Here is a 13,028-nt window from a genome sequence, read left to right on the forward strand (position 1 = left end):
CAAAGAATCAAAATAGTCGTAGCATAAACACACTAAACGCAAGCAATGCAATATGCGCCACGATACTCAGATAATAGTATTTTTTAAACGGTTGTTTCTGTGTCTTATGGTGAAAGTGCTTCATGGCAAACCACGCCGCCGTCCAACCACCGAGTGCGCACATGAGCAGTAAATGCTGTTCAGAAATACGTTGATCGCCTTGCATTGCTGCTTTTTTGTCTTGATAAAAAATCCAGTAACAATAGCTATTCACCAGCATAATCACCAACAACGTAAACGGCGGAAGCTGTCCATAGGCTGCGGTGACAAACAGCACCACCCAATACACCAACATGGCGAGATACATCGGATGCCACGCAAAACGCTTTTTTGATGCGCTTGAAAAGGGTTGGCTGTTCGGATTGTGGCTAAAGACTTGCTTGGCTTTGACGTAGCGTACATTGCGGGCTTGCGGTCGAGATTGATCGTCGATGCCCAGCTCATACTCCACCACACAGCCCTCAATCGGTCGAGGGCCACTACGCTCAAAGGCGCTGATATGCAGGAACACACGCTGATGCTTAGGATCGCTAATACCCTGAATAAAGCCGTAGCTTTGCTCATCGTGCCATTCGACTAAACGTCCTTGATAGCGTGCCATTACAATGCGTACTCTGTGTTTAAACGGTCATGGGTCATATTGCGCATCTCTTGCGGATCTTTCTGTAAAATATCTGCACCGATGCGACCTTCTCGTTGATTACGTTCCGCAACTTGTAGACGAGCTAACCAAAAACGACAGGCTGCCATCGCAAGATAGGTTTGTAGGCAAGATTTTTCATCATCGGTCAACGCACGCACTGCTTGATAAGCATTTAAAAATGCCTGTGCTTTTTCCACATCTAAAGACACGTTGGGATAATCACTGCAAAAATCATTCATCGTAATACTAATATCAAGCAATAGCTGATCATAGCTGAGCTCAGAAAAATCTAAAATTCCCGACAACGAGTCACCAACATACAGACTATTATCACGGAACAAATCCGCATGAATCAAACCATAGGGACGATTCGGATAGGCATCAAACATCTGTTCATACTGCGCAAATACTTGGGTGAGTAATGCTTGATCTGCTTCATTCATTTTCGGATACAGCTCGTGGGCAGTCGCAGACCACCATGATTGACCGTGATTATTTTGACGTTGCAGCGGATAATTTTGCAAAGCCAAATGCATCTTTGCCAATGCTTCACCCATTGCGCCAACTTGCGCCACCGTAGATGGCATGGGATGTTTGCCTGCAATGCGTGGGGCAATCTGTGCAGGTTTATCGACGATGCTGTGAATCGGTCGGTCTTGAAAAGTTAAAGGTACAGCAACGGCAATGCCGTGTTGTTCAAGATGTTGCAACACAGGGAATAATTCGGCAGCTGCATTTAAGTCCAGCTCTTCAAACACCGTGAGTACAAATTCCTGACCATTTTTTGCAGTAATAAAATAATTGGTGTTTTCAATCCCGCCTTGAATCGGTTCGATCTCGATAATCTCTAAGCCATATTGCATGGCGAAAGTGTTTACTTGTTCAAGATTGAGTTGGGTATAGACGGACATAACAATGAAAACTCTAGGCATACAGAATATTTTTGTTAGAATAACCGCTTCTTGCGTCAAGGTGTAGTCTTTGCGCACAGAAGCTAGATGTTCTTTGAAAGAATCGTCTTTTTGAAGATGTCATTTCGCTATTAAAACAAGTTGCTGAGAATCAAGCTATGTTAGCAAAACGAATTATTCCGTGTTTAGATGTGGACAATGGACGTGTGGTCAAAGGCGTTCAGTTTTTGGATATTCGTGATGCGGGTGATCCTGTGGAAGTGGCACGTCGCTACAATGAGCAAGGTGCTGATGAGATTACCTTTTTAGACATTACAGCAACCCATCATGGTCGTGACACGACGTATAAAACTGTAGAGCGCATGGCGGAAACGGTCTTTGTTCCGCTGACTGTTGGCGGTGGTGTGCGCAAGATTGAGGATATTCGACTACTGCTCAATGCAGGTGCGGATAAAGTCAGCATCAACTCAGCTGCGGTATTTAATCCTGAGTTCGTTGCGGAAGCATCAAGTCGTTTCGGGGCACAATGTATCGTGGTCGCCATTGATGCCAAAAAAGTCGCTGAGAATAAATGGGAAATTTTCACTCACGGCGGACGTAAACCGACGGGGATTGATGCGATTGAATGGTCAGTGAAAATGGCTGAGTTTGGCGCAGGTGAGCTTCTTGTCACCAGTATGGATGCCGATGGCACCAAAGCGGGCTATGACATTGGTTTGATGCGTGCGATTAACGATCGAGTGACGATTCCAACCATTGCCTCGGGTGGTGTGGGGAATCTGCAACACATGGCAGATGGGATTTTGCAGGGTGGGGCAGATGCGGTGCTCGCAGCGTCGATTTTCCACTTTGGGCAACATAGCATTCCCGAAGCCAAAGCCTTTCTTGCAGAGCAAGGCATTGAGATGCGTTTATAAGCTTTCATCAAAGCTTCATGATCAAAGATTAGGCTTACACCATCAGGTGAGTTTTATGAGATTGATCATGCCTCAGCAGATTTACACCATTGATGATATCAAGTCTTGTTATGTTGAGTTTGTGAATAAGCTGGACAGCCCTCGGATTGATAATCTCACCAACTGGGGGCAACATCGCTTATTTTTGGCAAAGTATTTTCCCATTAAAGATAGTCGATATTCACCGAGCGATATTATGATTGAATTCAATACTCGGACTTATCATCTCGATACCACCAAAGCGCCAGAGTTTTTAGATCAACACAACTATTTGGCATGGTTGCAAGGCGAGCTGTTAAAAGCCTAAATAAAATTAAAATTTTGGCTGAATATAAAAAACGATTTATAAAAATTATTTTGAAGCTGTATCATTCAAAAATGGATTTTTAACCACTTCCACATCATCATGATTCTGCTCGACTTTTATAACTAAATTTTGTGATTCAAGCGTTATCACCGTTTGCTCTAAAATCTTCATTAAAATTTTGGCATGCTCTAAGCTGTGTTGATCTTGATGAATTTGCAAACTGCCATAAATCGAAATGCGCTCGCCTTGATTTTCAATCGTGAGCGCATCTATGGCGATACTTTGTGTATGATTTTGAAAAGGTTTAAATTCCATTTTTCTGTCCTGTTTAAGTCCTAGAATTCGTGTTTTTAATTGGCATTTGTATCCTTTTCTTTCATCCACTCTACGATCGGCAAAAGAATGCGATTGATTGAAAAGCGATTTGGTTCATCGCTGTCGTTACCATCCATTTTTACATTTTTCATTTCAGAATTTTCTAACGCATCTTTTTGAACTTCATCTTCATTGGCTGTTGAAAATATTTCAATCAAGTTTGGTAAGCTTGGCATAGAAACCTTTTCTTTAATTGTTGTCCATTGAACAGGGTTTTCTAATGCATAAGATTGACCAACGACAAAGCGTTTTTGTGTCGCTGAAATCTGTTCTGCTTCAACTATTGGTGCACATTGGCTATGTAGGTCACTATCTTGATATTGTGGATGTTTATTGGCTTTGACTTGATTGGCTCGCATCGGTAGCTCGAAGATTTGCCGTTTCGATTGTTCATCTAATCGAGGATAAAGATTAATCCCTACTTTTTCTTCTAAAGCACAGATGCTTATCGTTTCAGCATAGCGAGAGCCGTCATTTTTACTAAGATATGCACTCGCCAATCCGATACGTGGGAAATACACTGCTTTATAAATATGGCTTGGTACAAGTACGTCATGTCCTTTTTTAACATATTGAACCGTCGGCTCAAGATAGGCAGAACCCGTAATGATATAAGCATCAAGCTTATATTTTGTCACCATTGCTCGGGTGGCTTCTTCGATCTCACGCCATGTATTTTGATTATTATCATAATGCTGTGGAATGATGTTGCTCAGGGCAAAGCTTTGATATTGAGAGGTTTTGTTATTCATATCGGCATTGGGTGCCATGTGTCCACGGTCATAACCCGAATTGCGATATGCCTCTAGGGTCGCCTGTGCTGAAACTGGCAGACGATCATCTTCATGAAAGTTATCTTCACGTTTGATCCGAATGCTGAGTCGTTCAGGGCTAAGCTTTTCTGCCACCCAAATTGGCGTTTTGGAAATGCCTGAATAATGAATGGTGAAACCTTGATTGCAGAGTGGGTAACTATCAACACTCAGCTTTTTATTGATGAGTTCTGGTGGCGCTTCTGCGTAAAACTCATCAAGGCACAAAGTATTAGAAAAGGACAGCAATTGCCCTGTGCTGAGTTGTGGTAAGAAACAAGCGATTGATAATAAAGGAAGAAAGATAAAATATATTTTTTTCAAGAGGCTATGCTACAAAGATCGGGCTACAAAAGATCGACTACAAAAATTACTCAAAATTTACATCGGAGATGCGCTGTTAAAATCTTAGCAATCTAACTTTACCAAGTATAGATAATTCTTTTGTTTTACTCACGTTTAACACACAGTTGATGCGCTTTTAGACAACTTGACTGCTACAAAGTTTACAAAAGGCTAGTCTAAGCTGATCGCAACTTGAAATGTGAAATGGGTCTTTTAAGACTTAAATCTAGCCTAGCGTATTTCGGATGCCATTTTTAGTTGAAACCTTTTTTGTTCAAAAGGCTTTATCTAAAAAATCGAAATACACCATAGTTCAAGTCAGATCGTTTATCCGTTTTTAATGATTGACGATTTTTTAAATTCTTGGATTTTGGGCTGATCCAACTCACCTTAATGTGTTCACTTGAATCAGTGTGAGAAAACATTGGAGAATATGATGTCTAACTCAAATAGTAACATCAAGACAAATACATCAACTCGAACAAAAATGACTTTAGGTCTGAGTGCCATTGCCACTGCAATGTTTGCAAGCTCAGCATTTGCAGAGCCACCAGTTCAGCCTGGTGATACGTTGGAAAGCTTGTCTAAAGCGACAGTACAAACCACAGTTAATGGTCAGCCAGGCTCACTTGAGCAAATGGGTATTCCAAAGCAAGTGATCGCACAAGCGATTGCGCAAAATGCAGTGATTGATGTGCAAGCACGTACTTTGCGCCCAATGAATGCGCCAGTTAGTGGTTCAATGAAAGCTTCATCACAGTCACCTCAGGCGACTATTCAATCTATGCAATCTGAGCAATCGGCTCCAGTTGAGTCTGCGGCGAATATATCGACAACAAATGTAGAAGCACCTGTAAATGTTGAAACTGATGCAGAAGTGACTGCGCAATCAGCGCCTGTTGTTGTTGATGCGTCAGTACAACAAGCACAGCAACTTGCTCAAAATGTTGAATCAATGGATGATAATGTTGAGTCGGAGCTGAGCGCAAATGCAGGTGAAATTTTAGAAACTGAGCAATCAACAATGACTGAAGCACAAAAACAGCTTGCTCAAGCACAATCGACAACAGAGCAAGCATCTATGCAAACTGCTGAGCTGAATGCAGCTGTTGATACTGCAATCACCGAAGCCGATCAAACAGTAGCTTCTGCACAAGCTGATGTGCAAAATGGGATGGATCAAAATGCTGCAGCGTTGATGCCTGAAGCGGATCAAGATGTGATTGACCCAAATGCGCAAGCTGTCCCTGTGGAAGACATGAACCAAACTGAAGATGCAACACAGTTGGCAGAGCCTGAAATGGATGCAACAACGCCGTTGCAATAATCTAAAGTTTAGTATTTACCTAAAAACAAAGCTCCGATTCATCGGAGCTTTGTTTTACCAAGTTAAGCAGGTTTTATTGGGAATATTTAAAGCTTAGATCTCAATCTGACTACCTAATTCGACCACCCGATTACTTGGGATTTGATAAAAATCGCTCACCGCACTGGTATTACGTTGCATAGAAATAAACAACTTCTCACGCCACGGTGCCATACCATCTCCAACCGTTGAGATCACACGATCACGAGAGATAAAGAAGCTGATTTGCATCATATTAAACTCAAGCTCAAGCGCATCATAGACTTGTTTCAGTGCTTTTGGAATATCAGGTTCATCTTTAAAACCATAATATACAATCACTTTGATAAAGCGGTCATCTAATTTTTTGATATAAATCCGTGCATCATCTTCCACATACGGCACATCTTTGGTTTCGACCGTGATCAAGAAGTTTAGCTCATGCAAAATTTTGTTGTGCTTCAAGTTGTGCAACATCGCATGTGGCACAATCTTCGGGGTGCTGGTCATAAAGATCGCCTGACCTTGTACGATTTGCACGCTATTGCCCAAATGGTTGATAAAGATATCGACTGGCAAAGCATCACGTTGCAAGTTTTCAAACATGAGCTCACGACCACGTTTCCACGTCATCAACAGTACGAATATCACACCACCAATTGCGATAGTCACCCAACCGCCTGCAGGAATTTTCAAAGAGGTTGCACTGACGAAGATCAAATCCAAAAGGAAAAACGGTGTCATCACCAAAGCAGTTTTGTAGACAGGCCAACGCCAATAAGTGTGCGCCAAAATCGTGATCAAAATCGTTCCGCACAGCATGGTACTCGTGACTGCGACACCATATGCACTGGCAAGATTTGAACTATTTTCAAACAATAAGACAATGATGAACACGGCAATAAATAATGTCCAATTTAAAAATGGGACATAAATTTGCCCTTGCTCGGATTCAGAAGTCTGTTGAATGGTGAGGCGAGGTAAATAACCCAACTGAATGGCTTGTTTCGCCATTGAGAAAATCCCTGTAATCATTGCTTGCGAGGCAATGATCGCAGCAATCGTAGCGAGCCCAATCATCGGATAGAGTGCCCATTCTGGCACCATTAAGAAAAATGGATTTTCAATCGCATCGGGACGACGAAGAAGCAATGCACCTTGTCCTGCATAATTCAAAAGCAAGCACGGCAACACAACGGTAAACCAAGCCATACGAATCGGTGTCGGACCAAAATGCCCTAAATCCGCATACAATGCTTCACCGCCAGTAATGGTCAGAATCACTGCCCCCATGGTAAAAAATGCAATCGCAGGGTGATCCCAAACAAAGCTTGCTGCCCAGTGCGGACTCACCATACCGAGTACGATCGGTGTCTGAATAATATTCCAAAGCCCAAGCGTACCAAGTGACAAAAACCATAACAAAGTCACAGGACCAAAAAACTTCCCCATCACCGCTGTACCATGACGCTGAATCATAAACAATGCGGTCAGAATCCCCAGTGCAATTGGTACGATCCAATCATTAAAAATCGGCGTGGCAATACTCAAACCCTCCACCGCAGAGAGTACGGAGATCGCAGGGGTGATGATGCCATCGCCAAAGAATAGCGATGCGCCGACAAAGCCACAGGCGATAATTGCCAGTTTGTGTTTTGTGATGAGCTGTTTATTACGCAAGTTCAATGCCAAAAGTGACATGATGCCACCTTCACCATTGTTATCCGCTCGCATGATGATGCTGACATATTTAATGCTAATGGTGATGGTCATACACCAAAAGATCAGGGATAAAATCCCCATGATACTTTCTATGGTGACATCGACATGCGCAGCTGAAAAACATTCTTTGATCGCATACAGCGGGCTCGTCCCAATGTCCCCAAACACAACGCCGAGAGCGGCGAGGGTCATGGCAGGGAGGGCGGCTTTTTTGACGTGACTCATAAATATGAAAATCAATGATTTTGGTATTTGCGGCAATGTTAGCACTGTTTTTCAATTATTGTGCAATCTGCTTGGCATTCATTGCAAATTTCGCTATTATCCCTGACCTCAATGGTGAGGTGTCCGAGTGGCTGAAGGAGCACGCCTGGAAAGCGTGTATACGTTCATAGCGTATCGAGGGTTCGAATCCCTCTCTCACCGCCAGATATTTTAAAAACATAAATTTTTAATCACGATAATTAAAATTAAACTTTCTCCCTGATCTGATCAAATCGTCCAGTCATAACTATTTGTTTACTTCTTGTTCAAAACATAGTATTTCTATTTTTGTATGCCTGCTTTTATGACATGCAGTTAAATATTTGATTTTATATTATTTAATCATTTTTGTTTTTTGATTTTGGAGTGATTGCGGTGGGGGTGAATACACAACTTGCACGGCTATGCTATGCAAGTAAAACGGTCAAGGATGAGGATGAAATCCGTCAAGATTTGATGGACATTCTATCTGAGGCAGTTGATTTCAATGGCAGACATCAGGTGTATGGTGTGCTCTATTACGGCAATGGTATGTTTTTTCAATGTCTTGAAGGCGACACTGAAATTGTTAATCCATTATTTTATGAAAAAATCACCAAAGACCCACGCCATAGTGATGTGATTTTATTGGATTTATCCGATATTGATTATATTCGTTTTGGGACGTGGCATATGAAATATGCACCTTTTGATAAAGCCATGCTTCGCTTCTTTAATGATCGTGGGATTGCCGAATTTGACCCTTATGTGTTGCAGGATCAACGTCTTGAAGACTTTATTGATTATTTATTAAAGCTTTGAAGCAAAGAAGTGCATTCCCAATGCAAAAAAAGACCATCCGAAGATGGTCTTTTTCAATTTTACAGCGTAGTGCAGATTACCAGTGTTCACCTGGGAATAAGCGTGCATACGCTTTTTGCATAATGTTCAATTTTTCCTGCTTGCCGACAGATGCCGTAGAGCTTGGGAATAGGTTGTAACCAATTGACATCAAGACATTGTTGACGTTCGGCGCAACTGCATACGTGATTGAAGCCAAGCGACCAAGATTGGTAGCGATCTTCTTCGGACGTTTTACGATCGCATAAGCAATTAAATCAGCTGCTTGCTCTGGTGAAAGCGTAGGTACGTAGTTGTACATTTTGGTTGGTGCAATCATTGGTGTACGAACCAATGGCATATAGATCGACGTTAATGCAATCTTGTGTGATAACGCTTCAGCAGATAAACAACGGCTAAACGCATCGAGTGCAGCTTTTGATGCAACGTATGCAGAGAAGCGAGTTGCATTCGCCAATACACCGATTGAGCTGATGTTGATAATTTGACCTTGCTTACGTGCCATCATGTCAGGCAATAAGTTCAAGACCAAACGTACAGCACCGAAGTAGTTGAGTTGCATGGTACGTTCAAAGTCATGGAAACGATCTACCGACTCATGTACGGCACGGCGAATTGAGCGACCAGCATTATTGACCAAAATATCAATATGATCAAAAGATGCTTGGATTTCTTTAGAAACTTTGTCAATCGAGTCCATGTCATTGAGATCGCATGGGAAGACAGAGGCTTGACCACCTTCAGCTTCGATTTCAGCTTTTACTTCGTCGAGTTTTTCTTTGGTACGTGCCATCAAAATGACATGTGCGCCAGCGTTAGCAAGTTGTTTTGCCGCAGTCAAACCAATACCACTTGATGCGCCAGTGATAATGATATTTTTTCCTTCGACTTTTTTGATCAGTTGTTTTTGCAATCTTGAGTTCATAAATGCGTCCTACAGTTCATACAGTTAAATTCTTGGTGTGTTGTAATGCGCAAGACTCCTGATTGATCATCACAACTTATTCTGTACACATGATAGCCAACTTATTCTAGGTGATCTACTCTAAATATATGAAAAATAATAAATTACATAGAGCGATTACTCTAAACTGGTTAGAGTTCCTACTCTATTAATTTGCTAAATCCTTGAGCTAATGTCAATTAATCTCTTGGAAATTTGATCAAAGATCCATCTTTATTTGTAAAAAAAATTGTAAAAACTTGCTGAACAATGAATATTCGATTTGGATTACTCGATTTGATAAAAATTCTTGGCATTTTGATGGAAGATTTTAAACATCGCATCCTCGCCATAAGGTTGAGTCATCTCGATGTAAGCGGCAATGATTTCGGTTAAATCTGCGCTAGGTTTATCCATTGGAAAGTTAGATGCGAAGACGATACGATCTGTTCCAAATACCTGTACAGCATGGTCAATCATTGGTTGTAGCCGTTTGATAATCTGCATTTTCGTGGCTTTTTGCTTTTTAAGATGAAAGTCATGTCCAAGTACAGGCATGAGTAAACCTGAAATTTTGGCATAGACGTTTTGACATTCTGCAATTGTCGCTAGTTTGACTTTCCATTCTTCAAAGATCGCTTGGCGTGCTTGAGCGCTTTGTCCTGTAGATTTGCCAACGGCACCAAATAGTCCAACAGGTGTGCCGAGATGGTCAAGCATGATTTTCGCTTCAGGAAAGCGTTTGGCGAGAGCAGTCACATCATCAAGCTGTGTCGAGTAGCACCATGCGTCAAAAGTGAGATTTTGACGAACGATCTGCTCAAAGCCTTTCAGGAATTTTTTATCACGGTAAAGTCCTGCTTGATCGCACCACCGATAAATACCTTTATCTTCATGAAAAGACGCCATTTTTCGGATACCACGAAACTGCGGACTGGCTTCACGGTGCAGTAGTAATATTTTCTTAAAATCACGTTTCCTCGGGTCTGCAGTGGCAACGATTGCACCTAACTGGATGTTTTGTTCATCAAAGGGCAGTTGATCGATCCAACGAGTTTCACCGACCACACCAGTACCTTTATGGTCATGCCAATTTGCTTCCACATGAACGACACTTTCGACATTAAAATGACCAATGTCTTGCTTATAGTTGCGAGGGAGATACGGCGCAAGTGCGTGATCGGTAAGCCCTAAGGTGTCAATCAATGGTTTTGGTTTGACTAATCGTAGCAGCCTATCCATAGCACGAGGATAATTTCCCAAAACTTTCACCAAATGCTGTGCGGCATGTGGCGTATGGTATGGGTCCCATTGGTGTATATGTGGGTCGATGATGGGGAAATTGAGTTGCATCACTTCCTGTGTCATGGCTTTGCCTATTTATCTATCGTCCTGATTAATTCACTATAAACCTGAAATGATGATGAATAAAATGATTCGATTCACATTGCGATTATGAATACTGTTCATATTGAGAAAGCGCTTAGAAAAAGTTAGTTTAGAAATAACTGTCTTGGAAAAAGCCATTTTAGGAAACCATCTTAGAAAAAGCCGTCTTGGAAATATGTTGTTTCGGGATTATCTGCGAGCAATGATGAACTTTGTTTTCACTTCACGGCGATTTCTCCTATAATAGTCGGCATTTATGTGTCGCCGTTCTATAGTCAGAGAACTTAGATCCTGCTACAGCGTTAACCTCGTTCGAAGTACTACATGTACACCTTCACACGGTTGCCTTGTATCAGGATTAATTTCTTCGACTATCGTCAAGTTTTTTTAATGTGTGATGGAAACTAAAATCACCAACGGCATGAGTTGAACAACTTTAGGAGTCCTACGTGGCCCAATATATTTACACGATGAATCGTGTGTCCAAGATGGTTCCACCAAAGCGTGAAATCCTCAAAAATATTTCCCTGTCATTTTTCCCTGGTGCCAAGATTGGTGTACTCGGTCTAAACGGTGCGGGTAAATCAACCTTGCTTCGCATCATGGCTGGTGTCGATAAAGACTTCTCTGGTGAAGCACGTGCGCAAACTGGCATTAAAATTGGCTATCTTGAGCAAGAGCCACCGCTAGACCCAAGCAAAGATGTACGTGGTAATGTCGAAGATGGTTTGCGTGAACCACTTGATGCGTTGGCACGTCTTGACGAAGTATTCGCTGAATATGCTGCAGAAGATGCAGACTTTGATGCGCTTGCCAAAGAGCAAGAGAAGCTCGAAGGCATTATCCAAGCATGGGATGCACATAACCTGAATAATCAACTTGAACAAGCCGCTGATGCGCTACGCCTACCTGCGTGGGATGCGGATGTGAGTTTGCTTTCAGGTGGTGAGCGCCGTCGTGTTGCACTGTGTCGTTTGCTCTTGTCGAAGCCTGATATGTTGCTTCTTGACGAACCGACTAACCATTTGGACGCAGAATCTGTTGCATGGCTTGAACGCTTCTTGAAAGATTTCCAAGGTACGATCGTGGCGATTACCCATGACCGTTATTTCTTGGATAATGTGGCGGAGTGGATTCTCGAGCTTGACCGTGGACATGGTATTCCATATCAAGGTAACTATACCGCTTGGCTTGAGCAGAAGAATGCACGCCTAGAGCAAGAGCAGAAGCAAGAAGAGTCGTTCGCCAAAGCCTTGAAAAAGGAATTGGAATGGGTGCGTCAGAATGCTAAAGGTCAGCAGAAGAAGAATAAAGCGCGTATGGAGCGTTTCGAGGAACTGAACTCGAAAGAATTCCAAGAGCGTAATGAAACCTCTGAAATTTACATTCCACCAGGTCCTCGTCTTGGTAACAAAGTGGTTGAAGTGAATAACATCAGCAAATCCTTTGATGGGCGTTTGTTGTATGAAAACTTGAGCTTTACCGTACCGCCAGCAGCGATCGTTGGTATCGTTGGTCCAAACGGTGCGGGTAAAACCACATTATTCCGTATGATGACTGAAGAACAACAGCCTGATACAGGGACTGTGACGCTCGGTGAATCAGTCAAAGTGGCGTATGTTGGTCAGATTCGTGACACTTTGGATAACAACAAAACCGTGTGGGAAGAAGTTTCTGGCGGTTTGGATATTCTCAAAGTCGGCGATTATGAAATTGCTTCACGTGCTTATATCGGACGCTTTAACTTCAAAGGTCAAGATCAGCAGAAGCGTGTCGGCGAGCTATCAGGTGGTGAGCGTAACCGTTTGCAATTGGCGAAGATTCTACAGCAAGGTGCCAATGTCATCTTACTCGATGAACCGTCGAATGACTTGGACGTGGAAACATTACGTGCGTTAGAAGATGCGATTTTAGTTTTCCCAGGTACAGTCATGGTCGTTTCGCATGATCGTTGGTTCCTTGACCGTATTGCGACACACATTTTGTCTTTTGAAAATGATGAACCTGAATTCTACGACGGCAACTATACTGAGTATGAAGCTTATCGTAAGAAGAAACTTGGTGATGAAGCACGTCCAACACGTGCTAAGTACAAGAAAATCAGTGGGTAAATACTAATTTCAAAAAACCGCATCAA

11 protein-coding genes, 1 tRNA gene and 1 pseudogene are annotated in these 13,028 nt (G+C 42.3%); 6 read left to right on the top strand and 7 right to left on the bottom strand.

All coding sequences use genetic code 11. The features are described 5' to 3' along the window. Window positions 1–7: 7 nt before the first annotated feature. Together MKI79_RS02115 and MKI79_RS02120 are read right to left on the bottom strand one after the other, a co-directional pair. Window positions 8–640, bottom strand: a complete 633-nt coding sequence (locus MKI79_RS02115) for a DUF1294 domain-containing protein (protein WP_241570424.1) — start codon at window positions 638–640, stop codon at window positions 8–10. Then, entirely contained in the window at window positions 640–1,593 is a 954-nt protein-coding gene (locus tag MKI79_RS02120) for a homoserine kinase (protein WP_241570425.1), read from the bottom strand. The genes MKI79_RS02115 and MKI79_RS02120 overlap by 1 nt, the downstream gene beginning before the upstream one ends. A gap of 158 nt (window positions 1,594–1,751) precedes the next feature. On the opposite strand from MKI79_RS02120, the gene hisF reads away from it, so the two are divergent. Together hisF and MKI79_RS02130 are read left to right on the top strand one after the other, a co-directional pair. Further along, window positions 1,752–2,510 (top strand): imidazole glycerol phosphate synthase subunit HisF, encoded by a 759-nt coding sequence (gene hisF / locus MKI79_RS02125; RefSeq protein WP_241570426.1) that lies wholly within the window; start codon window positions 1,752–1,754, stop codon window positions 2,508–2,510. Between the two features lie 67 nt (window positions 2,511–2,577). After that, window positions 2,578–2,856, top strand: a complete 279-nt coding sequence (locus MKI79_RS02130; RefSeq protein WP_241570427.1) for a hypothetical protein — start codon at window positions 2,578–2,580, stop codon at window positions 2,854–2,856. Window positions 2,857–2,901: 45 nt separating this feature from the next. Here MKI79_RS02130 and MKI79_RS02135 read toward each other — a convergent pair whose 3' ends face one another. Together MKI79_RS02135 and MKI79_RS02140 are read right to left on the bottom strand one after the other, a co-directional pair. Further along, on the bottom strand, window positions 2,902–3,171 hold the full coding sequence (locus MKI79_RS02135; RefSeq protein WP_241570428.1) for a hypothetical protein: 270 nt from the start codon (window positions 3,169–3,171) through the stop codon (window positions 2,902–2,904). A gap of 35 nt (window positions 3,172–3,206) precedes the next feature. Further along, a complete protein-coding gene (locus MKI79_RS02140; RefSeq protein WP_241570429.1) occupies window positions 3,207–4,367 on the bottom strand; it encodes a DNA/RNA non-specific endonuclease in 1,161 nt (386 codons plus the stop codon). Window positions 4,368–4,875: 508 nt separating this feature from the next. Between MKI79_RS02140 and MKI79_RS11725 the strand changes: the two are divergent. Further along, window positions 4,876–5,020, top strand: a pseudogene (locus MKI79_RS11725) (hypothetical protein); the annotation flags it as partial. A gap of 788 nt (window positions 5,021–5,808) precedes the next feature. On the opposite strand, the gene MKI79_RS02150 reads toward MKI79_RS11725, so the two are convergent. Further along, on the bottom strand, window positions 5,809–7,680 hold the full coding sequence (locus tag MKI79_RS02150) for a potassium transporter Kup (protein ID WP_241570431.1): 1,872 nt from the start codon (window positions 7,678–7,680) through the stop codon (window positions 5,809–5,811). A 113-nt stretch (window positions 7,681–7,793) separates the two neighbouring features. Between MKI79_RS02150 and MKI79_RS02155 the strand changes: the two genes are divergently transcribed. Together MKI79_RS02155 and MKI79_RS02160 are read left to right on the top strand one after the other, a co-directional pair. Continuing rightward, window positions 7,794–7,884: transfer RNA gene (locus MKI79_RS02155), tRNA-Ser, on the top strand. Between the two features lie 210 nt (window positions 7,885–8,094). Then, the gene (locus tag MKI79_RS02160; protein ID WP_241570432.1) at window positions 8,095–8,520 is read left to right on the top strand and encodes a BLUF domain-containing protein; all 426 of its coding nucleotides are present in this window, start codon (window positions 8,095–8,097) and stop codon (window positions 8,518–8,520) included. A gap of 76 nt (window positions 8,521–8,596) precedes the next feature. Here MKI79_RS02160 and MKI79_RS02165 read toward each other — a convergent pair whose 3' ends face one another. Together MKI79_RS02165 and MKI79_RS02170 are read right to left on the bottom strand one after the other, a co-directional pair. Next, window positions 8,597–9,484 (bottom strand): SDR family NAD(P)-dependent oxidoreductase, encoded by an 888-nt coding sequence (locus MKI79_RS02165; RefSeq protein WP_241570433.1) that lies wholly within the window; start codon window positions 9,482–9,484, stop codon window positions 8,597–8,599. Between the two features lie 306 nt (window positions 9,485–9,790). Further along, entirely contained in the window at window positions 9,791–10,858 is a 1,068-nt protein-coding gene (locus MKI79_RS02170) for an amidohydrolase family protein (protein WP_241570578.1), read from the bottom strand. A gap of 482 nt (window positions 10,859–11,340) precedes the next feature. On the opposite strand from MKI79_RS02170, the gene ettA reads away from it, so the two are divergent. After that, entirely contained in the window at window positions 11,341–13,002 is a 1,662-nt protein-coding gene (gene ettA / locus MKI79_RS02175; RefSeq protein ID WP_092619015.1) for an energy-dependent translational throttle protein EttA, read from the top strand. The last annotated feature ends 26 nt before the right edge of the window (window positions 13,003–13,028 follow it).

The organism is Acinetobacter sedimenti (assembly GCF_022601685.1).
Lineage (GTDB): Bacteria > Pseudomonadota > Gammaproteobacteria > Pseudomonadales > Moraxellaceae > Acinetobacter > Acinetobacter sedimenti.

Bases quoted from the DNA above. Each gene is read 5' to 3' on its own strand.
- MKI79_RS02115 (WP_241570424.1), bottom strand. From the start codon at position 640: ATGGCACGCTATCAAGGACGTTTAGTCGAATGGCACGATGAGCAAAGC.
- MKI79_RS02120 (WP_241570425.1), bottom strand. From the start codon at position 1,593: ATGTCCGTCTATACCCAACTCAATCTTGAACAAGTAAACACTTTCGCC.
- hisF (WP_241570426.1), top strand. From the start codon at position 1,752: ATGTTAGCAAAACGAATTATTCCGTGTTTAGATGTGGACAATGGACGT.
- MKI79_RS02130 (WP_241570427.1), top strand. From the start codon at position 2,578: ATGCCTCAGCAGATTTACACCATTGATGATATCAAGTCTTGTTATGTT.
- MKI79_RS02135 (WP_241570428.1), bottom strand. From the start codon at position 3,171: ATGGAATTTAAACCTTTTCAAAATCATACACAAAGTATCGCCATAGAT.
- MKI79_RS02150 (WP_241570431.1), bottom strand. From the start codon at position 7,680: ATGAGTCACGTCAAAAAAGCCGCCCTCCCTGCCATGACCCTCGCCGCT.
- MKI79_RS02165 (WP_241570433.1), bottom strand. From the start codon at position 9,484: ATGAACTCAAGATTGCAAAAACAACTGATCAAAAAAGTCGAAGGAAAA.